Source organism: Mesorhizobium sp. M0207, from assembly GCF_040321995.1.
Taxonomy (GTDB): Bacteria; Pseudomonadota; Alphaproteobacteria; order Rhizobiales; family Rhizobiaceae; genus Mesorhizobium.
Genome location: NZ_JAMYSQ010000017.1, coordinates 29,211 through 50,245, shown reverse-complemented (window position 1 = coordinate 50,245; position 21,035 = coordinate 29,211). Strand labels below are relative to the sequence as shown.

17 protein-coding genes and 1 pseudogene are annotated in these 21,035 nt (G+C 61.4%); 14 read left to right on the top strand and 4 right to left on the bottom strand.

Features of this window, described 5'->3' with window-relative positions:
* Positions 1–52 precede the first annotated feature (52 nt).
* Positions 53–733 (top strand): hypothetical protein, encoded by a 681-nt coding sequence (locus NKJ15_RS21530; protein ID WP_352453465.1) that lies wholly within the window; start codon positions 53–55, stop codon positions 731–733.
* A gap of 83 nt (positions 734–816) precedes the next feature.
* Here NKJ15_RS21530 and NKJ15_RS21525 read toward each other — a convergent pair whose 3' ends face one another.
* Entirely contained in the window at positions 817–1,269 is a 453-nt protein-coding gene (locus tag NKJ15_RS21525) for a nucleoside deaminase (protein WP_352474534.1), read from the bottom strand.
* A gap of 76 nt (positions 1,270–1,345) precedes the next feature.
* Between NKJ15_RS21525 and NKJ15_RS21520 the strand changes: the two genes are divergently transcribed.
* The 5 genes from NKJ15_RS21520 (at position 1,346) to NKJ15_RS21500 (ending at position 7,680) form a co-directional block, all read left to right on the top strand.
* Positions 1,346–3,274, top strand: a complete 1,929-nt coding sequence (locus NKJ15_RS21520; protein ID WP_352817443.1) for a pseudouridine synthase — start codon at positions 1,346–1,348, stop codon at positions 3,272–3,274.
* Positions 3,255–3,809 (top strand): 16S rRNA (guanine(966)-N(2))-methyltransferase RsmD, encoded by a 555-nt coding sequence (gene rsmD, locus NKJ15_RS21515; RefSeq protein WP_352475003.1) that lies wholly within the window; start codon positions 3,255–3,257, stop codon positions 3,807–3,809. The genes NKJ15_RS21520 and rsmD overlap by 20 nt, the downstream gene beginning before the upstream one ends.
* A gap of 97 nt (positions 3,810–3,906) precedes the next feature.
* Positions 3,907–5,271 carry a M16 family metallopeptidase gene (locus NKJ15_RS21510; RefSeq protein ID WP_352817440.1) on the top strand — a complete coding sequence of 455 codons (1,365 nt, stop codon included), beginning with the start codon at positions 3,907–3,909 and terminating at the stop codon, positions 5,269–5,271.
* Between the two features lie 190 nt (positions 5,272–5,461).
* On the top strand, positions 5,462–6,820 hold the full coding sequence (locus NKJ15_RS21505) for a M16 family metallopeptidase (protein WP_352817582.1): 1,359 nt from the start codon (positions 5,462–5,464) through the stop codon (positions 6,818–6,820).
* Positions 6,817–7,680: a patatin-like phospholipase family protein gene (locus NKJ15_RS21500; protein ID WP_352685517.1), complete on the top strand. Its 864-nt coding sequence runs from the start codon at positions 6,817–6,819 to the stop codon at positions 7,678–7,680. Before NKJ15_RS21505 ends, NKJ15_RS21500 begins: the two co-directional genes overlap by 4 nt.
* A 170-nt stretch (positions 7,681–7,850) precedes the next feature.
* On the opposite strand, the gene NKJ15_RS21495 is transcribed toward NKJ15_RS21500, so the two are convergent.
* From NKJ15_RS21495 to NKJ15_RS21485, 3 genes are all read right to left on the bottom strand, one after another.
* Entirely contained in the window at positions 7,851–8,387 is a 537-nt protein-coding gene (locus NKJ15_RS21495) for a dihydrofolate reductase family protein (protein WP_352817437.1), read from the bottom strand.
* A 232-nt stretch (positions 8,388–8,619) separates the two neighbouring features.
* Entirely contained in the window at positions 8,620–10,350 is a 1,731-nt protein-coding gene (locus tag NKJ15_RS21490) for an adenylate/guanylate cyclase domain-containing protein (protein WP_352817434.1), read from the bottom strand.
* A 108-nt stretch (positions 10,351–10,458) separates the two neighbouring features.
* The gene (locus NKJ15_RS21485) at positions 10,459–10,761 is read right to left on the bottom strand and encodes a dihydrofolate reductase family protein (protein WP_352817431.1); all 303 of its coding nucleotides are present in this window, start codon (positions 10,759–10,761) and stop codon (positions 10,459–10,461) included.
* A 220-nt stretch (positions 10,762–10,981) separates the two neighbouring features.
* Between NKJ15_RS21485 and NKJ15_RS21480 the strand changes: the two genes are divergently transcribed.
* The 8 genes and pseudogenes from NKJ15_RS21480 to NKJ15_RS21445 all read left to right on the top strand — a co-directional run bounded on the left by NKJ15_RS21480 (position 10,982) and on the right by NKJ15_RS21445 (position 20,803).
* Entirely contained in the window at positions 10,982–11,881 is a 900-nt protein-coding gene (locus NKJ15_RS21480) for an HNH endonuclease (protein WP_352817430.1), read from the top strand.
* A gap of 208 nt (positions 11,882–12,089) precedes the next feature.
* Entirely contained in the window at positions 12,090–13,466 is a 1,377-nt protein-coding gene (locus tag NKJ15_RS21475; RefSeq protein WP_352817427.1) for a serine/threonine-protein kinase, read from the top strand.
* On the top strand, positions 13,466–14,623 hold the full coding sequence (locus NKJ15_RS21470; RefSeq protein WP_352817424.1) for an ATP-binding domain-containing protein: 1,158 nt from the start codon (positions 13,466–13,468) through the stop codon (positions 14,621–14,623). The genes NKJ15_RS21475 and NKJ15_RS21470 overlap by 1 nt, the downstream gene beginning before the upstream one ends.
* Positions 14,624–14,628: 5 nt before the next feature.
* Positions 14,629–16,029: a hypothetical protein gene (locus NKJ15_RS21465; RefSeq protein WP_352817421.1), complete on the top strand. Its 1,401-nt coding sequence runs from the start codon at positions 14,629–14,631 to the stop codon at positions 16,027–16,029.
* 260 nt (positions 16,030–16,289) lie between these two features.
* Positions 16,290–16,466: pseudogene (locus NKJ15_RS21460) on the top strand (LacI family DNA-binding transcriptional regulator); the annotation flags it as partial.
* A 213-nt stretch (positions 16,467–16,679) separates the two neighbouring features.
* A complete protein-coding gene (locus NKJ15_RS21455) occupies positions 16,680–18,089 on the top strand; it encodes a DUF6600 domain-containing protein (protein ID WP_352817420.1) in 1,410 nt (469 codons plus the stop codon).
* A gap of 316 nt (positions 18,090–18,405) precedes the next feature.
* Positions 18,406–19,467: a LacI family DNA-binding transcriptional regulator gene (locus NKJ15_RS21450; protein ID WP_352817417.1), complete on the top strand. Its 1,062-nt coding sequence runs from the start codon at positions 18,406–18,408 to the stop codon at positions 19,465–19,467.
* Positions 19,468–19,549: 82 nt separating this feature from the next.
* Positions 19,550–20,803 (top strand): ABC transporter substrate-binding protein, encoded by a 1,254-nt coding sequence (locus NKJ15_RS21445; protein WP_352817414.1) that lies wholly within the window; start codon positions 19,550–19,552, stop codon positions 20,801–20,803.
* Positions 20,804–21,035 lie beyond the last annotated feature (232 nt).

Genomic DNA, 21,035 nt, shown 5'->3' with positions numbered 1-21,035 from the left:
CTTTCTTTGGCCGGCGGCAATCGAGAGGCTGTCTACAGTGGGACTTTTTGGCATGACCGAGAGAACTTACGCGCGCGTTGCGCTGCTGGCGCCGCTTGTCGTATCGGGCCTCGCTTTGTCCGGCTGCATGGGCTCGCCCACTTACGGGACAGACAAGACCGCGGGCGCGCAGCTTGCCGGCGACCTCACCGGGGCTTTTTCCTTCGCACCCAAGCGCAAGGATAGTATCGACTACAAGCCGCGCCCCACACTGGTGAAGCCAGGGCCGGGGCAGAAGGAAGTCTTGCCGCCGCCGCAGGAAAGCATCGAGACGGCGAGTGCCGAATGGCCCGAATCGCCGGAGCAGCGCCGTGCCCGCCTGCGCGCCGATGCCACCCTGCATCAGGACGACCCGGCCTACCAGGCGCAGGTCATCGATGACGTGCAGACGGATCCGGCGTCGGTCAAGGCCGCGCTGAAGCTGTCGGGCTCGAGCCACCCGCCAGCCTGGACTCCCGCCGATTCGGACAAGAGCCGCGCCGCGGAAATCATGCGCCGCCGGGCTGAAGGCAAACAGGGCGACCCGACCACCCGCAGATATCTGAGCGAGCCACCGGTGCAATACCGCGCTGCCGCCGCCACCGCGCCGCAGGGTGACCTCGGCGAGGACGAGTACAAGAAGGAACGCCGCCTCAAGAGGGAGGCGGCTGCCAAGAGTAAGAGCGGCGGCATGTTCGACTGGCTGCCCTGGTAGGCTGACGGCGCCAGAGACGTTCTTGCCCTGGATTGGCTGGCTGGATTGGCTGACTTGGATGGACCGTCTGCCGGACCAGAAAATCAGGCTCCGCGTCGCTCGCGAAAAAAGTCCTTCAGCAATGCTGCTGCTGCGTTCTCGGCCATGCCCGGATAGATGTCGGGCACATGGTGGCAGGTCGGTGACGTGAAGAAGCGAACGCCGTTGACCACTGCGCCGCCCTTCTCGTCCGCAGCGCCGAAATAAAGCCGGCGCAGCCTGGCGAAGGAGATGGCGCCGGCACACATGGCGCACGGCTCCAGCGTCACATAGAGATCGTGGCCGCTGAGCCGCTCGCTGGAAAGCTTGCGGCAGGCCTCGCGGATCGCCAGCATCTCGGCATGGGCGGTGGGATCGGCAAACTCGCGGGTGCGGTTGCCGGCACTCGCAACGACCGTATCGCCGCCGACGACGACCGCGCCAACCGGCACCTCGCCACGCTGGGCGGCGGCTTCGGCTTCTTTAAGCGCCAGCGCCATGAAATCCTGCCGCTTCACGCGGTTTCCATTCCGATTATCTCCTCGCCACTAGAGCGCGATCCTGTTACTACCCGCGCAAACGAGCAAAGGCCACATGGACGACAAAAACAAGAAATTCCCGCGCAAGGCCGGCCCGAAGCCGGCAGGGTCGCGTGGTCGCGATAGCGCTCCCGGCAAGGGCGGCAAGCCGCCCTTCGGCGCCAAAAAACCCTACACTCCGCGCGGCGACCGGACGGCGGCCGCCGAAGGCGAACGGCCGAAGCGCGACTTCAAAGGCGGCGATCGGCCATTCAGCAAAGGGCCGCGTCCGGAAGGCAAGCCTTATGAACAGCGCGAGGGTCCACGCAAGCCTTATGCGCCGCGCGGCGACCGGCCGGCAGCTGCCGAAGGCGAGCGGCCGAAGCGCGACTTCAAAGGCGGCGACAGGCCGTTCAGCAAAGGGCCGCGTCCGGAGGGCACGCCTTATGAAAAGCGCGAAGGTCCGCGCAAGCCTTACACTCCGCGCGGCGACCGGCCGGCAGCTGCCGAAAGCGAGCGCGGCGAGAGGCGCTTCGACCGTCCCAAGCGTGATTTTGGCGATCGTCCCAAGCGTGATTTTGGCGGCGATCGACCGCAAGGGGCACAAAGGGCACAGGTGGCATCGGAAGGCGGCTTCAAGCCGCGCCCGCGTCGCGTCGAGGCAACGGAAGAAGCCGGCGAACGCATTGCCAAGCGGCTGGCGCGTGCCGGTCTGGCCTCGCGCCGCGACGCCGAGGAACTGATTGCGGCCGGCCGCGTCAAGGTCAATGGCAAGGTGTTGTCCTCGCCGGCCTTCAATGTCATGCCCGGCGACATCATCCATCTCGACGGCATGGAGATCCCGCCGATCGAGCGCACCAGGCTGTTCCTGTTCCACAAGCCGGCCGGCGTGGTCACCACCAACCGCGATCCCGAAGGCCGCAAGACCGTCTTCGATGTGCTGCCGCCCGGGCTGCCGCGGCTGATGACCATCGGCCGGCTCGACATCAACACCGAAGGCCTGCTGCTGCTCACCAATGATGGCGGCCTGTCGCGCGTGCTCGAACTGCCGGCGACCGGCTGGTTGCGACGCTACCGCGTGCGCGTTCACGGCAAGGTCGAGGAAAGCGCGCTTGCCGGCCTGCGCGAAGGCATTGCCGTCGACGGTGTCTTTTACGGCGCCATCGAGGCGACCCTCGACCGCGAGCAGGGTTCGAACGCCTGGCTGACACTCGGCCTGCGCGAAGGCAAGAACCGCGAGGTCAGGAACATCCTGGGCGCGCTCGGTCTCGACGTGACGCGGCTGATCCGCATTTCCTACGGGCCGTTCCAGCTCGACGATTTGCCGGAAGGCCATGTGCTGGAGATCAAGGGCCGCGTGCTGCGCGACCAGCTCGGCGAGCGCCTGGTCGAAGAGTCCGGCGCCAATTTCGATGCCGATATCGCCAAGCCGTTTTCCAACAAGCCGGTCAGGCGTGAGCGCGAAGAGGAGCCCGAGCGGCCGAAATTCACCCGCGACGGCGAACGCCGGCCGATCGGCGAGGGCGGCCTGATCAAGAACCGCAAGCGCCGCGAAGGCAGCCGCGACGAAGCGCTCGGCAAGCTGTCGACAAGCCCTGACAGGAGCTTTGGGCCAAAAAAGAGCTTTGGCGAGCGTGGCCCCAGACCTGAACGCAGCGACTTCGGGGACAAACCCCGCGGCGACAAGCCTCGTGGCGGCTTCGGTGGGAAAAAATCCGAACGCGAGCAGCGGCCGATCGAGCCGCCGGGCCAGCGCAAGGCCAATGTCTGGATGGCGCCGGGCGCACGGCCGATCGGCAAGGGCAGGGCGGAGGCAGACGCCGCCAAGGCGGCGGAAAACAAGGCGCGCAAGGCATCGTTCAAGCCGTCTTACGGCAAGCCCGGCGGCAAGCCGCAAGGCGGCGGTGCAAAGCCGTTCGGCAAACCGCGCGGCGAGCGCCCGGATGGCGGTGGCGACCGGCCGCGCGGCGGCCCGAAGGGAAGCAATGCGGATCGTCGGCGGTGAGTTTCGCGGGCGTCCGCTGGCGACGCCCCGCACCTTTGCCATCCGCCCGACCACCGACCGCACGCGTGAGGCGGTCTTCAACGTGCTGGCGCATCGCTTTCCTGAAAAACTGGACGGCGCGCGCGTGCTCGACCTGTTCGCCGGCACCGGCGCGCTCGGCCTCGAAGCGCTGTCGCGCGGCGCCTCCTACGCTGTCTTCATCGAAGAATCCGCCGAAGGGCGCGGCCTGATCCGCACCAATGTCGAGGCCTTCGGCCTCACCGGCCGCACCAAGATATTCCGCCGCGACGCGACGGGCTTGGGCGAGGCGGGCACCATCGCCGCATTCGGCCTGGTCTTCGCCGATCCGCCCTATGGCAAAGGCCTTGGCGAACGTGCGTTGCGCTCGGCCAAGGCCGGTGGTTGGCTCGCCCCTGGCGCGCTCTGCGTCGTCGAGGAAGCGGCGGCGGCGCCGTTCGAGGCAGGGCCGGGCTTTTCGGTTGTCGACGAGCGCAACTATGGCGAGACGGTCATCCGGTTCATCGAGGCCGCCTGAGTTCGGCTTCCACGGTGGCGCCTTCAAAATGACGAACAATTCGCTTTGCCTCGACCAGCAACCCCGCCTATCGTCCCACCACAAACCGGAGCCATCTATGACATTTCAGGCTGAATGGCTGCGCGGAACGCTCTTGGGACTGGCTCTGGTGATGGCCGCGCCGGCTCTGGCGGATAACAATCCTGACGATGGCGTCGTGACCGATTTCCTGCTCGACAACGGCATGGAGGTCGTCGTCGTCCCCGATCACCGCGCCCCCATCGTCACCCATATGGTCTGGTACAAGATCGGCAGCGCCGACGAGCCGCCGGGCAAGTCCGGCATTGCCCATTTCTTCGAGCATCTGATGTTCAAGGCGACCAGCAACCATGCTGCGGGCGAGCTCGACCGTGCCGTCGCCGCCATCGGCGGCTCGGACAACGCCTTCACCTCCTACGACTACACCGCCTTTCACGAGACGGTGGTGCCGCAGGCGCTCGGTGAGATGATGGGCTTCGAGGCCGACCGCATGCGCAATCTCATCCTCAACGACGATGTCATCAAGACCGAGCGGGACGTCATCCTCGAGGAGCGCCGCTCGCGCATCGATAGCAATCCGCAGGCAGTGCTCGACGAGGAAATCGACGCCACGCTGTGGCAGAACCAGCCGTACCGCATTCCGGTCATCGGCTGGATGCAGGAGATGGAGAAGCTGAACCGCACCGACGCGATGGCCTTCTACAACAAATATTATACACCCAACAATGCCGTGCTGGTGGTGGCCGGCGATGTCGAACCGGAAACGGTCAAGGCGCTGGCCGAAAAGACCTATGGCAAGATCGCGCGCGGCCCGGATCTGCCGCCGCGCATCCGCCCGGTTGAGCCCGAGCAGAACACCAGGCGCACGGTGACGCTGACCGACGGGCGCGTCAGCGTGCCGAGCTTTACCACGCAATGGGTGGTCCCGTCCTATCACACGGCAAAGCCCGGCGAAGCCGAAGCGCTCGACGTGCTGTCCGAAATCCTCGGCGGCGGCAACCGCAGCCGGCTCTACCAGGAGCTTGTCGTCAGGCAAGGCATCGCCGCCGAGGCCGGCGCCTTCTTCCAGGGCACCATGCTCGACGACACCAATTTCACCGTCTACGGCGCGCCGCGCGGCGATGCCAAGCTTGCCGACATCGAGGCCGCGGTCGACGCCGAGATCGCCCGCATCGCGAAAGACGGCGTCACCAGCGACGAGCTGGAAAAATCCAAGGACCGTTTCGTACGCTCGATGATCTTTGCCCGCGACAAGCAGGAGGACATGGCCAACATCTACGGCTCGACGCTCGCCACCGGCGGCAACGTCCAGGACGTCCAGCAATGGCCGGACCGCATCCGCAAGGTCACCGCCGACCAGGTCAAGGAAGTCGCTGCCCGCTATCTCAATCTCGACCACGCAACGACCGGCTATCTTCTGCCGCAAACCCAGGCTGGGAATTGATTTGATGATGAGTTTGAGCGTCGGCGCCGCCCCTCACCTGCCTGCCGGCATCCTCTCCCCGTATAGGGACGGGGAGAGGGGCGCCGTCATCGACGGTTTCGCCAATCTTCAGCGTTTGCAGAGCGAGCGCCGGGACAGCGGCCAGCCCCTTCTCCCCGTCACTATACGGGGAGAAGTGCCCGGCAGGGCGATGAGGGGCGGCGCCGACCTTGGCAATTGGCGCGCCGGCCCTCTTCTGGCCACCCTCATTCTCTCCCTCGTCTTTCTCCTCCTGCCGGCGCTTTCCGCTCGCGCCGCCGTGAACATCCAGAAGGTGACCTCGTCGAAGGGCATCACCGCCTGGCTGGTGGAGGATTATTCGGTGCCGATCGTCGCTATCCGCTTCGTTTTCGATGGCGGCGCGACGCAGGACCCGCCCGGCAAGGAAGGGCTTGCCAATCTGATGAGCGGCCTGTTCGACGAAGGTGCCGGCAACCTCGACAGCGAGGCCTTCCAGATCAAGCTCGACGACGTCGGTGCAGAGATGAGCTTCGAGGCGCAGCGCGACGGCATCTACGGCTCGATGCGCATGCTGGCCGACCAGCGCGACGGCGCCTTCGACCTGTTGCGCGTGGCAGTCAACCAGCCGCGCTTCGACCAAGTGCCGATCGACCGCATCCGCGCGCAGATCCTGTCCGGTATCATCGCCAACGAGCGCGATCCCGATACGCTCGCCCAGCGCAAATGGCTGGAAGCGATCTATGGCAATCATCCCTATGCGCGGCCCGACCAGGGCACCAGGCAAAGCATCGCGACGATTACGCCGTCCGATCTCAGCACCTTCCACAAGGCGAATTTCGCCCGCGACGGCCTGCATGTCGCGGTGGTCGGCGCCATCGACGCCGAGACGCTGAAGCAGAAGCTCGACCTGGTGTTCGGCAGCCTGCCGGAAAAGCAGGCGCTTACGCCCGTTCCCGATATCGACCTGAAGCTCGGCCAGCAGCTCGAGGTCGTCTACGACCAGCCGCAGGCTTCGCTGCAACTCGCCTATCCCGGCGTGAAGCGGAACGCGCCGGATTTCTTCGCCGCGGTGCTGATGAACGAGATCCTCGGCGGCGGCACCTTCACCTCGCGGCTGTTCGACGAGGTGCGCGAGAAGCGCGGTCTGGCCTACAGCGTCAGCTCCGACCTCGTCGACCACCAGCATTCCGAGGCGCTGTCCATCACCACCTCGACCCGCGCCGACAGGGCGGCCGAGACGCTGGCCGTGGTGCGCGACGTGGTCAGGCGCATGGCCGAGAAGGGGCCGACCGAAGCCGAGCTGGCGGCGACCAAGAAATACATGATCGGCGCCTATGCCATAAACAATCTGAATTCCTCCGGCGCGATCGCCTCAACGCTGGTCGAGATCCAGCTCGGCAAGCTCGGCATCGACTACATGCAGCGCCGCGCCGCCCTGATAAACGCGGTGACGCTGGACCAGGTGAAAGCGGTGGCGAAAAAGCTGCTCTCCGCCGAGCCGGCCGTCATGGTGGTCGGGCCGAAGCTCGGCGCGGCCAACAAGGGATGAGCCCTAGCTTCGGCATCGCCTTTGGCGGCGGCGGGGCGCGTGGGCTGGCGCATATCCATGTCATCGAGGCGCTGGACGAGCTGGGCATAAGGCCGGCAGCAATCGCCGGCTCGTCGATCGGCGCCATCATGGGCGCCGGCATGGCCTCGGGCATGACCGGCAAGGACATCCACGACTATACGCGCTCGATCCTCGGCCGCCGCGCCGAAGTGGCGACGCGCATGTGGCGGGCGCGGCCCGGCACTTTTGCCGAGGCGATGCAGGCCGGCCTGCGGGTCAGCCAGTTCAATGTCGAGCGCATCCTCAAGGCGTTCCTGCCCGACGCCATTCCCGAGACCTTCGCCGAATTGAAGATACCGCTGAAGGTGACGGCAACGGACTTTTATGGCCACAAGCTCGCCGTGTTCGACGAAGGCGAGCTGCATTCGGCGCTGGCCGCCTCGGCGGCGATCCCGGCGGTGTTCCGTCCGGTGATGCGCGACGGCAGGCTGCTGATCGACGGCGGCATTTACAATCCCGTGCCGTTCGACCTGATCGAGCTCGACGCCGACATCATCATCGCCGTCGACGTGGTCGGCGCGCCGACCGAGGCCGGCCGCAAATTCCCGACCTCCGTCGACCTGATGTTCGGCGCCACGCAGCTGATGATGCAGTCGATCATCGCTAGCAAGCTGAACCAGAGCCGGCCCGACATTCTGATCAGGCCGGCCGTTTCGAAATACCGGGTGCTCGATTTCATGAAGGTCGAGGCGCTGATGGCCGAGACGGTGGCGATCAAGGACGAGCTGAAGCGCGAGATCGAGAAGGCGCTGAGGGCGCGGGAAGACGCTGCGGTCGAGGGCAGGCAGCGGACGGTGTAGGGGCGCTGCCAATCTCTCCCCTTGAGGGGGAGATGTCGCCGAAGGCGACAGAGGGGGTCGTCTCGCGTAATGCGCCAACCCCCCACTGCCGCAAGAGAGGAGCCGAGCCCGGTCGAACCGCCCCCTCTGCCCTGCCGGGCATCTCCCCCTCAAGGGGGGAGATTGGCTCATCACCCCATCCCAGCCGCATACTCCAGCGCCACCACGCCGTTGCTGAATTGCGTGGCCGAGATCAGCTCGAGCGGCAATTGTGCGCCGGGCGGGAACAGCAGCTTGCCCTGGCCGACGGCACCGGGATAGCTGAGCAGCCTGATGCGGTCGGCCAGGCCATGGCGCAGCAATTCCTGAGCGACGCTGAGGCTGCCATGCACATAGATGTTGCCGCCGCTGCCTTGCTTCAGCCCTCTGACCGCTTCCGGCAACGCGCCCTGCAGCAGCTCGGCCGGCTGCCAGTCGAGCGCCTGCAAGCTGGTCGAGGCGACATATTTCGGCAGCGCGTTGAACCGCTCGGCGAAGTCTCCGGTCTCCTTGGGCCACGAGCCGGCAAAAATCTCATAGGTCGTGCGCCCCAACAGCATGGCGCCGCTGTCGGCAAGCTCGTCGTCCTTGAACTTTTGCATCTCATCATTCCAGGCCACGCTAGGCAGCTTCTCGACCTCGGCAATGCCATCGACGCTGATGAATTCGGTGATGATGAGTTTTCTCATGGCGGGTTCCTTTCTGGCAGGGCCGAATGGCGCGGGCCTTATGCGACATGCGCCGTCAACTAGCGCGGCGCTTTTTCAGCGGGAGGGCTTTCCCCGTTCGCTTCCAAAGACCGATACCGTGGGAAAAGCTTCTCCGACCCTGCCCGTCGTTCGGTCATGCCACAAGATCCGCATCGGCGGCCGGTCTTTTTTGCTTGTCCCCGATTGGCTCTGGTTCGTAGCTACCTGTTGCCTACAGGTTGGCAATACCGGCTTTCAGCAGTCCTTCGCGGACGTGCTGCACATCAGACTCCTGGGCAAAGTGCAGGGTGGCGATAAATGAATCGAGGTCGAATTGGGGATCGAGCGTTCTGATCTTGCCTAGATGCGCCGCGGCCGCGATTTCGTCGCCGAGCCAGCCGTAGCAGGCAGCGGCGAAAGCGTGCTGAGCCGAGTCCATGGTTGACAGATGCATGAAAGCTTCGATCGCCTCGCCATACTGGCGCGCGGCGAAATGCGCCTTTCCCAGATGGCTCCAGAACCTCTCCGGGTGGTGCGGGTTCAACTGCATTGCCTTGCGGATCCACTCAATTCCCTCTTCCGGCCTCCCGAGCCACGTCAATAACTCGCCTTGCTGCACCACCACGAGGTCGTAATTGGGATTGAGGGCCAGCGCCCGCTCTTGATGGTAGCGCGCAGTGGTCAGCTCATTGTTGTTCACGTTCACTGCCGCGAGAATGCGGTGGACATCGGCATCGTTGTTGTCCAGCGCCAGCGCCCTGTCCAGCGCCGCCATGATGTTGTTCCAGATGGCATCCCTGTCTTCGCACCAGTTATGGACCCAGGCCTGGCCAAGAATGCAGGCCCGCCAGGCATGGGCATGGGCATAATCGGGGTCGAGCGTGACGGCCCTTTCTATCAAGGTTTGCGCGCGTTCATTATCCGCAATCGTGCTTCGGTGATGCAGCACCTTGGCAGCAAGCACACATTCATACGCGGCCATGTTTGCAGGTTTCGCCCGCGCGAGCTGGTCCCGCTGAGCCGCCTCGACACGACCGGGCAGCGTGGCTGCGATCGCCGCGGTCACCTCATCCTGAATCGCGAATATGTCGTCCAGCTTCCGGTCATATTTGTCTGCCCAAATATGAGCGTCATTCGCCGTGTCGATGAGCTGAACCGTCACGCGCACCCTGTCGCCGATCTTGCGGACGCTTCCCTCCACCAGGTATTGGACGGTGAGTTTCTCGGCCACCTCGCGCACATTCACGGCGCGGTTCTTGTAGACGAAGCTGGAATTGCGCGAGATGACGAACAGCTCATGGTGGCGGGACAGTTCGGTGATGATGTCCTCGGTCAGTCCGTCCGCGAAAAATTCCTGCTCGGGGTCGCCGCTCATGTTGGTGAATGGCAGCACCACTATCGAAGGTTTCGAGATGGATCGCTTCGCCTCGACTTCTGGCAGGGCAGGACTGTCAAACCCAACGCGATAGAGGCGAACCGGGCGGCTGATGTTCTTTAACGTCTTCTCGCCCAGGTCCTCCATGGCAATTTCGAGACGGTCGGCAATTTGGGTCGCCACCGCTGCGGTCACGCAGATACCGCCGACGTCGGCGAGTTGCTCGATGCGTGAGGCAATATTGACGCCGTCGCCGAAAATGTCCTCATCGTCGAAAATGATGTCGCCGAGATTTATGCCGATCCTGAATTCGATACGCCGTTCTTGCGGCACATCCGAATTGCGCCGTTTCATGCGCTGTTGGATTTCCACGGCGCATTTCACGGCATCGGTCACGCTCTGGAACTCAACGAGCATGCCGTCTCCGGTGGTCTTGATGATCCGGCCCTTGTTCTTCGCGATGGCGGGATCGACCAGTTCTATGCGATGGGTCCGAAGGCGTGCGAGCGTGCCGGATTCGTCGGCCTCCATCAGCCGACTGTAGCCCGCCATATCGGCAGCCAGAATTGCGGCTAGTCTCTGTTCCATCGCTTGAACCAAAAACCAAGCCTATCCTTCCTGGGTTGCCAAATCCAGCAATTTGGGCTTGTGGTGGAATCAAGACGTCTTCCTACCGCCGTAGCAAGAAAGGGCGGGTCAGAACCTTCCGCCTTCCGCCAGGTGGCTGCGAACTCGCATCAATCGCGGGAGGGATCCGCGCGGCGTCAAGCTCGTCGAGGCGACATATTTCGGCAGCGCGTTGAAGCGGTCGGCAAAATCTCCGATCTCCTTGGGCCACGAGCCGGCAAAAATCTCATGGGTCGCGCGCCCCAAAAGCATGGCGCCGCTGTCGGCAAGCTCGTCCTCGTTGAATTTTGCATCCCATCGTTCCAGGTAACGCTTGGCAGTCTCGCCGATGCCATCGACGCTGATGAATTCAGTGACGATGAGTTTTCTCATGGCGCTCCTCCTTGTGTCAGAGGACGGATGGCGCGGGCCTTCTGCGATACGCGCCGTGGAAAAGAGCGCGGCGCTTTGTTAGGGGAGGAGCTTTCCCTAGACGGTTCCAAAAGAAGACCGATACCACGGGGAAAAGCTTCTCCGACCTGGACTAACCTCCCAAGATCGGATTTTGGTGTTCTGAGGCAGATATCCCCAAAGAACGCATTGCAGGAAGATCATGGGATTCGGGGTTTTCATTCATCGCTCAGATTCGATCTACAATGACCGCCCCGCCGAGCAATACCAGTTTCCTCGCCCATATCTGCGCCGCGTCGAAGCATGCGTTGGCGACTGGATCATCTATTACGAGCCCAGCAAGGTAGACGATACCCGCGGCTATTACGCCGTAGCCAAAGTCCAACAAATCATTCCCGATCCTGTGACGGCTGATATGTACCTCGCTCTGATTGAGCCTGGAACCTATCTCGATTTCGTCAACCCTGTTCCATTTAATGGAACCGATGGTCTCGTTGAGCGAGGCTTGCTCAACGATCAGGGACGAATTTCCGGTCGCGCCCAATCGGCCGTCCGCCCAATTAGCCCGGCCGATTTCAACCGCATCATCGATTTGGGCCTGGACACGAACGGGTCGTTGCTACCGCGCGTAGATGAGGTCGGCACATCTTCTGGCTTTCAGGAGGAGCAGGCGCCATTCGAATTCGAGCAGAGCCGCGATCGCGTAAACTACATCGGATCGCGAATTGTGCGAGACCGCATTTTCCGTCGCATCGTCTTGCGCGCCTATGACGAGCGCTGCGCGATCACCGGACTGAAGCTGATAAATGGCGGCGGCCGAGCAGAAGTTTCAGCCGCCCATATTCGATCGGTCGAAGCGAACGGCCCGGATGTCATCAACAACGGGATTGCACTGTCCGGCACCGCGCACTGGATGTTCGATCGCGGGTTGATCAGCCTATCCGATGACCTCGAAATCCTGATCTCGCGACAGGTCAACGACCTCGACAGCGTGCAGGGATTCATAAACAGGACCCGCCGCGCGCTTTCGCCTCGCCGACACTTTGACCGCCCGCATTCTCATTTTTTGCAATGGCACCGCGAGCACTGTTTCAAGCAATGAGGCGGCGTCTGGGCTCGCCCCCCGGGGCAGGCAGGTGAGCGGGTGAAGTGAATTGTGTTGCGCTGTTACGGCCGCTTTGGACCCTGGCCGTGCTTGGCATTAAAGAAAATCAATAATCGCGTAGTGAAGGTACGGCAAAGCAAGACCCTCCAACTTGTTGGTTGCGGGTTTGGAACTCGCCGCTTAATGTCCATTCGGGGGAACTGGCATGGATCTCGAAAAAGCTCAGGCAATGCTTGCCACCTTGCGCAAAAGCGGCGTGGCAGGTTGGCAGATTCTGGAATTTATTGATCACGGCAAGTCGGCTGCAGTCTTCAAGGCGAAGCGCGGCGAGTCAATGGCGGCGGTGAAAATCTTCGACACCGAGTTAATCACACGGTTCGGCGACGCCGCCTTGCTTGAACGCATGGAGCGCGAGAAATGGCTAGTCGGCCACGATCATCCTAATATTGTCAAAATGATAGATTCCGGCGTCGAGCCGAACTCTGGAAATCATTTCCTGATCATGGAATTGCTCGATGGAGACAACTTGTCCAAGACGCTCGACAAGTTACCGCCGGAACGGCTTCCGTTACTTGTTGAACAACTGGCGTCCGCTGCTGAGTATCTCGAATCCCTGCAACTAGTGCATCGGGACATAAAACCTGCAAACATTGTTATAGCCGACAATCTACAACGACTCGTGCTGCTGGATTTTGGGGTCCTGAGGCCTGTTGGCGAAAAGGGCCTGACGGACAATGGAGGCACCCCGCTGTTCGTTGGCACAAATCAATACGCGTCGCCTGAATTTGCCCTGAGGCAGGAAGACGACAGCCCTAGTGGCTGGCAGGCAGTAACGTTCTACCAAATTGGAGCTGTGATTCATGACATGGTTATGAAGCAGCCGTTGTTTGGCGCACATACGGGCGTTCCGGCGCGATTGGCTCAAGCGGTCCAGAACGAAGTGCCAGCCATTCTCTCAACGGATGTCCCGCCGTATCTGATCGCATTAGCTCAAAACTGCCTTGTAAAATCTCCCGAGGCCCGCCTGCAGATGGTCAGTTGGGATAATTTCAAACAGCCGGTCGAGCGAAAAGATCGAGCTCTGGAACTTCAAGACCGCATTCGACAGCGCGCGTCCGCAGCACAAACGCGGCAATCTGAAACTACCAAATATGAAGCTTCCGAATATTCGGACGCAAAGCGTCTGATGCATAATGTTAGCGAGATAGCGCGAGAAACGCTGCGAGGCCTTGGACAGGACGATCCTCCGATGCCCCGACGTATAGTTTATACCCTCAGCGAGCCGATTGACGGCGTTCGCCCGGACTTCGAGCCGCTTGCAGAAGTCGGGTTACCAGATGGACTTTCAGTGTGCATTTTTATCAACGTGATCGATGAGAAGAGCCGAATTGTGGCTCTGGACGGTGGATCGTCCAACTGTCGCGAAACAGCGAATTGGTCGCCTGAATCGAAAAGATTTTATATCGGCACTTTGGACCAAAGAGCGATACAAGATGCGATATCCCTTTTTGTATTCGGGGTCGTCGATAGCGCCCAGCAGATATCAATAAATCTCGAAGCCAGTGAAGGGTTAAAGAGCTAATGGAGGCCACCTGGTGGACCAAGCCTGAGCAGTTAGACGCCGAACAGCGAGACGTCATCGCTCTGCCTTTGGCTGGAAATCACCTTGTGCTGGGTCCGCCGGGGAGTGGAAAGACTAACCTTCTTTTGTTGCGCGCGTCATATTTGCAGGCGAACGGTATAAACAATTTCCAACTCTTAACCGTTGGGAGAGTTTTGCGAGAATTCCTTGCGCGTGGCAGCGAGACGACTAAAATATCAGCGAATAAAATCGACACATTCGTTGGGTGGGGCTCTGACGTACTTGACAACTGCGGCGTGGATTTCCGCGTTAATGCAGGCTATGAGGAGCAAAAGAATATTATTGTTGAAAAATTAACCGCTCTGGACGACGAGCAGGTAGATGATCATAGACTAGATGCAATATTACTAGATGAATGTCAGGATTATTCTGTTCAAGAAGTAAACATCGCGATCAGATTCTCAAACAGGATATTTGCAGCCGGGGATAGTCGCCAGAGAATATACAAGAATCGCGGATCGATTGATCGCCTTAGGCAGGTTTGCCCAGCGGTTAACCAACTAACATATCATTACAGAAACGGTATAAAAATCTGTAGGGTCGCCGATGGCATAACGGGTCTTGTCGGCTCGAAAGACGGCTTGGAGGCCACGTCTCAATATAAAGAGTTGGAGGCCCCATCTCAGGTTGCGTTCTTCGAGCCGGAATCAATTCAGGATCAAGTGTCTAAGGCAGTCTCTGCCCTACAAGCGCAACTGAGGGCATATCCGACAGGTATGCTTGGGGTGCTGTGCCCCCTCAATAAAGATGTGCGGGAGGTGTGGAGTCTACTATCTACAACTCACCTTCGATCTGAAGTCCAGCTTCAGATGAGGGACACCGGATACGACGCTCTTGATCCCGATCGACGTATTTTGGTGGGTTCGATTCACGGAGCGAAGGGCCTCGAATTTCGTGCGCTCCACCTCCTTGCAATGGAGGGGATCAGCAGTTTCCCAACCAACAGGACACGACTTGCATACACCGGCGTTACGAGAGCAAAGACCAGCCTGACGATATATCGGGGAGGCCCCCTAATCGGTCCACTGCAGAACGGCGAGGCCGCACTCGCTCCCCCGCCGACATCGATCGACCTAAAATCCCTCTTTAACGCGTGACCCACATGAAAACGTTTGCTGCACTCGATCGCCGTTCGTTTCTTGATTGGATCGCGGAGGATAGCGAGCCACGCGGGAGCGCCATAGATTCTGATTTCGAAGTAGGCCACATGCTGGGTGCCGGAATGGTTGGCTTGATCTGGGAAGGAAAGGCTCGCGGTCCAAACAATTTGCCAAGTCCCTTATTGGTCGTTGCTGACGACGACATTAGAGATTTCCTAGCTTGGACCTCTACGTACATCTCGAATTACACGCCTTTTACAGCGTTTTTTCGTGTAGTTACAGCAGAGGATGTTCGTCGCTTTGAACTCCTGGATGACCGAAGCTCCGCGTTGCCTGAGACGATGTTGACCGCGCTGGCTGGCGTCGCGGTCGCCGAAGCGGTTGTTCAAATGCCGCAATCTCCGCGCACTCTAACAAGCTTATCGGTGCAGGCGTGCCAAGCAACCTTTTCGTATGCCGCGTTGCGAGGGCTCGCGTCCGGTCTCCATCCCGCCGACCTATCTGAACTCGCTGAAGCTTGGGGCCGCGCAAGGGAAATCACCTCTGACATATCCCTTCGGTTGGATGCCGATTCATCCAGCATGTTTTGGATGATCGCAGTTTCAAGCCTGATGGAAGATTCGGCCAGCACTAAGAACCGATCCGGCACGTGGACTGAGGCAATTGAGGAACTTATCCGAGCCGCTAGGTTTGACCGGCCTTTGGCTGGAAGCGCGGCATGGCAGCAGCTAAAGGTTGACCTGCCTTTCATCGGTTCGATTGAGAAGCAATTTGAAGTCTCTCGCGAAGAGCAGCTTCATACCCTCGATCGAACCGCTCAGACACTAATACAATCGTCGGTTCCGAGGCCCCTGGCGGAAGCGTGGGTTGGAATGCTTGCATCGCGCCTCTCGAACGGGTCCTTTGACTACATCGGGGTGCTCGATAGCGTGAGGGACGCTTTACCAAGTTCGCTCTTATGGTTCGCTTTATTTTCTAGCTGGCGGCCGGGCTTCGATGGATTGGTGAACGGTCGTTGCCTAGGACGTCAAGTTGCAAAGGAGGCTCTTGAACAATCCTCTATCTTCGACGTTCCTACCGCAGACATTTCACTCCGTGAGTTCGAAATTGCGGGAAGGTCACGTTCGCAGGATTCGATCCGCACGAAGGTATCATCGATAGTCGAAGTTGAACTTCTGCCTATGATCTCTTCTAAGTTCCGATTCTCCAGAACGAGGGAGGATACTTCCCGTGAGCGTCTACCGGAGTTGAATATACCCCGCCTAAGAAACGCCCTGATGGAGGCGCTGCAGTCGCTTGAGCAGCCAGAGCCTTCAAGGGACTTCCGACCGCCTCAACAGCGGAGTCTTTTCGAAAAGCAAACTAGTGGGGCAAAACCTGTGCGAGCGAAAAAGGGCAGATAGCACGGAGGTCAAACGTCGGCATCCGAGGTCAGTTGATGGCCTAAGAGGTTTGAGAAATGACCGCTTTAAGTCGCTGCTGCATCGATCGGCACATCAAACAGAAAGTGCACCTGATCAGACAATCGGCGCTCGCCATCAGGCCCTCTCTCTCTGAGAAAACCTTTTCCCAACCGCCCGGCGTCCGCTGACCTCACCAGTCAGCACCCCGCAGCGCCGCAAGAGAAAAGCTTTTCCCAGCCGGGAGGATCGATACCCAAATCATGCCGTCCGACGTCCAGCCAACGCCCGCCAAACAGCCAGTCACCCTCCGTGAGGTGGCCGCACTTGCCGGCGTCAGCGTCGCCACGGCGTCCAAGGCCCTGAACGGGCAGGGGCGGATGACGGCCGAGACGCGGACCCGGATTCGCGAGACGGCGCAGCGGCTTGGCTTTCGCCCGATACCGTCGGCCTTTTGACCAACGACCTATCGCCGCGCCTTCGGCGCGCATTTGTGATGGTCACCGCCTTCATGAAGCAACTCTGATCCCAAATATCATCGTGCGATGCCAAGCCGTTGCGGGAGGGGACTGGGTAACGTCAGCAAAGTGGAACAATCCGGCAGCCGGCGGGTTTGTACGATGAAGGGCGATCTGTTTCGGAGGAAGATTACGATGAAACGCGTCCTTGCCCCACATGCGGTGCGACTGATGCTCGGCGGCGTAACCGCCTGCCTGCTCACGGTCGTCGAGATTCCCAACCCAATTGCGCCATTGTCGCTTGTGTCCGAGGCAAGGGCTGCCACCACCGTTTCGATCAGCACGTTCTACGAAGACCTGTCTTCCTATGGTGATTGGGTCTCGTATCACGGAGCGACCGTTTTCGTGCCGGTTGATGTGCCTGACGATTGGCGTCCGTACACGCTTGGACACTGGGTCTATACCGAGCAGTATGGCTGGCTCTGGGTGTCCGACGAGCCATTCGGCTGGGCGACGTACCATTACGGCCGGTGGGGCTATGCCGACGATATCGGCTGGTACTGGGTTCCGGGCACTCGCTGGGCGCCAGCATGGGTGAGTTGGCGTCGTGACAGAGAGCACATCATTTGGGCGCCGCTGCCGCCCCGCCGCGATCCGGATTTGATTTCAATCGAGGTGACCTTCGACACGACGCCGGATTATTACTGGGTTGTGGTCCCCACCCGCGAATTCCTTGCCGCGGACATTTCTGTGGTCGTTATTCGTGATGAGCCGGAGTTTGTGCGCATTGTCGAGGCGGCCGAACCGGCCGGCGACGTGACGATCCAGAACAATTTGGTGATCAACAAAGTCATTGATGTCGATGTGATCGAAAAGGAGACGAACCAGAAGGTGACTGCTGTCAAGGTCAGCAAGACCGACGCGCCCGAGAAGTCCGGCAAACTGGAAAACGATAGGGTCGCTGTCTTTGAGGGCGAGGTGAAAGCCGACCCTAAGGCCAAACCAGCTAAGCTCAAAGACATCGAAGAGGTGAAGCAGGTTCAGGCTGGCCGGAAATCGAAGCCGACCGAAGGCGCTGCAACGACCGAGCAGGCCAAGCCCGAAGAAACCGCCAAGCCTGAGAAGCCGAAGGCCAAGGAGCAGCCGGCCACCGAGCAGCAGCAGGCCCAGCCCGAAAAGGCGGCCAAGCCTGAGAAGCCGAAGGCCAAGGAGCAGCCGGCGACCGAGCAGCAGCAGGCCGAGCCCGGCAAGGCGGCCAAGCCTGAGAAGCCGAAGGCCAAGGAGCAGCCCGCCGCCAAGCAGCAGCAGGCCGAGCCGGAACAGGCGGCCAAGCCTGAGAAGCCGAAGGCCAAGAAGCAGCCCGCCGCCGAGCAGCAGCAGGCCGAGCCGGAACAGGCGGCCAAGCCTGAGAAGCGGAAGGCCAAGAAGCAGCCCGCTGCCGAGCAGCAGCAAGCTGAGCCGGAGCAGGCTGCCAAGCCTGAGAAGCGGAAGGCCAAGGAGCAGCCAGCGGCCGAGCCGCAGCAGGCCGAGCCCGAGCAGGCGGCCAAACCCAAGCCACAGAAACAGAAAAACAAGGCGTGCGATCCACAGACTGAGAACTGCTAGCCGTGCGGGAAGACTGCGGCACCGCGATTATTCCATCGCGGTGCCCGCTGAAAGGCAATGCACGCCAAAGCTGCTCGCCCTCTTTCCTTCGGGCCGCCATGGCAGATCCTGGACCCAGGGCAGCGAGTCGTAGTTGACTGCCGAACATGCCTGTAACCGGGCCATTCCCTCTTGCCATCCTTGCATCCTTCCCCTAATCTTCCTTTTGAGAAAACCTTTTCCCAACTCTGCCGGCATCCGCTGACTTCACCATTCAGCGCCTCGCAGGCCGGTAAGAGAAAAGCTTTTCTCAAATGGGAGGATCGATATCCAAATCATGGCGTCCGACGCGCAGCCAACGCCTGTTTCTGCCAAGCAGCCCGTCACCCTGCGTGAGGTGGCGGCGCTCGCCGGCGTCAGCGTGGCCACGGCCTCAAAGGCGCTGAACGGGCAGGGGCGGATGACGGCCGAGACGCGGACCCGTATTCGCGAGACGGCGCAGCGGCTTGGCTTTCGCCCGAACAGCCTGGCGCAGAGCCTGCTCAGGCGGCGCTCCTTTACCGTCGGGCTTTTGACCAACGACACCTATGGCCGCTTTTCGCTGCCGCTGATGGCCGGCGTTTCCGATGCGCTGGTCGATGCCGGCGTCTCGGTGTTCCTGTGCAATGTCGAGGACGACCCGCGCCTTGCCCAGCTGCATGTCGATGCCATGCTCGACAAGCGCGTCGACGGCATCATCGCCACCGGCAAGCGCATCGACCGCCACCTGCCGGTCGACCTCGCCAATCTCGGCATTCCGGCGATCTACGCATTCACCGAGCCCGATCCCGGCGCCATCGCGTTGGTCTCCGACGATGCCGGCGGTGCGCGGCTGGCGGTCGAGCATTTTTGCCGGCTCGGGCGGCGGCGCATCGCCCATGTCAGCGGGCCGGCGAGCTTTGCCGTGGTGCATGCCCGCGCCGAGGCTTATCGCGCGGTGCTGGCCGAGAACGGCCTGCCGGTCATGGAGCCGCTGCTCGGCCCGTGGTCGGAGGCCTGGGGCCACGAGGCGGTCAAGAAGCTGTTCGACGGCGAGGGTTTCGACGGTACGCGCGAAAAGCCCGATGCGGTGTTTTGCGGCAACGACCAGATCGCGCGCGGCGTCATCGACGCCTTGCGCGAGCGCGGTATCGGCGTGCCGGACGAGGTCGGCGTCATCGGCTTCGACAACTGGCAGATCGTCGCCGAGGCAACCCGCCCGCCGCTGACCTCCGTCGACATGAACCTGGCCGCGCTCGGGCGCGAGGCCGGCCTTGCCCTGCTTTCGCTCGTCGGCGGCGAACCCGCCGAGCCGGGCATCAGAAAACTGCCGTGCCGGCTGGTGGTGCGTCAGTCATGCGGCCGTCCGCCGGACGGCTGAACGAAACGGGCCGTGTCGATAGTCACCCGCTTGGGGCGCGGCTAAATTAAGACGCTAAATTAAAACCATGTGGAGGAGAAGCATGAGAACCACCATTACCGGGCTCGCCATCGCCGCGAGCATTTTGGGCACGCTGGCAACAGTCGGCCCGGCCGCCGCCGACACCGCCAACATCTGGGTTCGCGCCGACGGCTCGAACTTCATGCCGCGCATCGTCGATGCCTTCAACAAGGGGCATCAGAACCAGATCAAGCTCGACATCATCCCCAACGCCGAAATCATCCCGAAATACGGCGCTGCCGCCGCTGGCGGCACGGCGCCCGATGCGCTGTCGCTCGACCTGATCTACACGCCGTCCTTCGCCGCCGCCGGCCAGCTCGAAGACATCACCGACTGGGCGAAATCGCTGCCCTATTTCGCCAGCCTGTCGCCGGCGCATGTCAAGACCGGCACCTATAAGGGCCGCATCTACGGGCTGCCGTTCTCGGCGGATTCCTCGGTGCTGATCTGGAACAAGAAGCTGTTCAAGCAGGCCGGCCTCGACCCGGAAAAGGGCCCGACCAACTGGGCCGAGATCGAAGCCGACGCCGAAAAGGTCAATGCGCTCGGCGGCGACATCAAGGGCTTCTACTTCTCCGGCAATTGCGGCGGCTGCAACATCTTCACCTTCACGCCGCTGATCTGGGCCTCGGGCGGCGACATCCTGACCGAGGACGGCTCGAAGGCGACGCTGGACACGCCGCAGATGCGCGGCGCCATCGACCTCTACCGTTCGATGGTCAAGAAGGACCTCGTGCCTTCAGGCGCGCAGACCGACACCGGCTCCAACTTCTTTGCCGCCTTCGCCACCGGCAATATCGGCATCTCGCCGTCCGGCGCCTTCGCCATCGGCGCGTTGAACACGCAATATCCCGACATCGACTACGGCATCACCTTCCTGCCCGGCAAGGATGGTGGCTGGTCGTCGTTTGCCGGCGGCGATAATTTCGTCGTCACCAAGGGCACCACCAAGGTCACGGTGGTGAAGGAGTTCCTCGATTTCGCCTATTCGCTCGAAGGCCAGACCATCCTGGCGAAATACGGCAGCCTGCCGGTGCGCGGCGACATCGCCAATGAGGCGCTGAAAGACCTCGACCCGCGCTACAAGGTTGCCGCTGAAGCCATGGCCAAGGGCCGCACGCCCTATTCGGTGGTGTTCAACGACCTGATCAACTCGGCCAACGGTCCGTGGAACCAGATGATGAACGAGGTCTTCTTCGGCGAAGACGTCGACGGCGCCATCGCCAACGCGCAGGAAACGATGCAGTCGATCATCGATTCGGCGCCGCAGAAGTAAGGCGCCGGCTCCACCTCCCCCTCGAGGGGAGGTCGGACCGCAGGTCCGGGTGGGGTCATCGCGGCAGTGCTCGACGCTCTTTTGATGTCGGAGCACTTCGCAGAGGACCCCACCCCCGGCCTTCGGCCGGACCCTCCCCTCGAGGGGGAGGGGACGTCCCGCCAATGGAACAACAGGCATGAGCACCATCACAGTACGCCGTCGCAACGTTGGCTCCCCCTTCTCCCCTTGT

Excerpts from the sequence above, each read along its gene's own strand:
- NKJ15_RS21530 (WP_352453465.1), top strand. The coding sequence starts at position 53 with ATGACCGAGAGAACTTACGCGCGCGTTGCGCTGCTGGCGCCGCTTGTC.
- NKJ15_RS21520 (WP_352817443.1), top strand. The coding sequence starts at position 1,346 with ATGGACGACAAAAACAAGAAATTCCCGCGCAAGGCCGGCCCGAAGCCG.
- rsmD (WP_352475003.1), top strand. The coding sequence starts at position 3,255 with ATGCGGATCGTCGGCGGTGAGTTTCGCGGGCGTCCGCTGGCGACGCCC.
- NKJ15_RS21510 (WP_352817440.1), top strand. The coding sequence starts at position 3,907 with ATGACATTTCAGGCTGAATGGCTGCGCGGAACGCTCTTGGGACTGGCT.
- NKJ15_RS21505 (WP_352817582.1), top strand. The coding sequence starts at position 5,462 with ATGAGGGGCGGCGCCGACCTTGGCAATTGGCGCGCCGGCCCTCTTCTG.
- NKJ15_RS21500 (WP_352685517.1), top strand. The coding sequence starts at position 6,817 with ATGAGCCCTAGCTTCGGCATCGCCTTTGGCGGCGGCGGGGCGCGTGGG.
- NKJ15_RS21495 (WP_352817437.1), bottom strand. The coding sequence starts at position 8,387 with ATGAGAAAACTCATCATCACCGAATTCATCAGCGTCGATGGCATTGCC.
- NKJ15_RS21490 (WP_352817434.1), bottom strand. The coding sequence starts at position 10,350 with ATGGAACAGAGACTAGCCGCAATTCTGGCTGCCGATATGGCGGGCTAC.
- NKJ15_RS21485 (WP_352817431.1), bottom strand. The coding sequence starts at position 10,761 with ATGAGAAAACTCATCGTCACTGAATTCATCAGCGTCGATGGCATCGGC.
- NKJ15_RS21480 (WP_352817430.1), top strand. The coding sequence starts at position 10,982 with ATGGGATTCGGGGTTTTCATTCATCGCTCAGATTCGATCTACAATGAC.
- NKJ15_RS21475 (WP_352817427.1), top strand. The coding sequence starts at position 12,090 with ATGGATCTCGAAAAAGCTCAGGCAATGCTTGCCACCTTGCGCAAAAGC.
- NKJ15_RS21470 (WP_352817424.1), top strand. The coding sequence starts at position 13,466 with ATGGAGGCCACCTGGTGGACCAAGCCTGAGCAGTTAGACGCCGAACAG.
- NKJ15_RS21465 (WP_352817421.1), top strand. The coding sequence starts at position 14,629 with ATGAAAACGTTTGCTGCACTCGATCGCCGTTCGTTTCTTGATTGGATC.
- NKJ15_RS21455 (WP_352817420.1), top strand. The coding sequence starts at position 16,680 with ATGAAACGCGTCCTTGCCCCACATGCGGTGCGACTGATGCTCGGCGGC.
- NKJ15_RS21450 (WP_352817417.1), top strand. The coding sequence starts at position 18,406 with ATGGCGTCCGACGCGCAGCCAACGCCTGTTTCTGCCAAGCAGCCCGTC.
- NKJ15_RS21445 (WP_352817414.1), top strand. The coding sequence starts at position 19,550 with ATGAGAACCACCATTACCGGGCTCGCCATCGCCGCGAGCATTTTGGGC.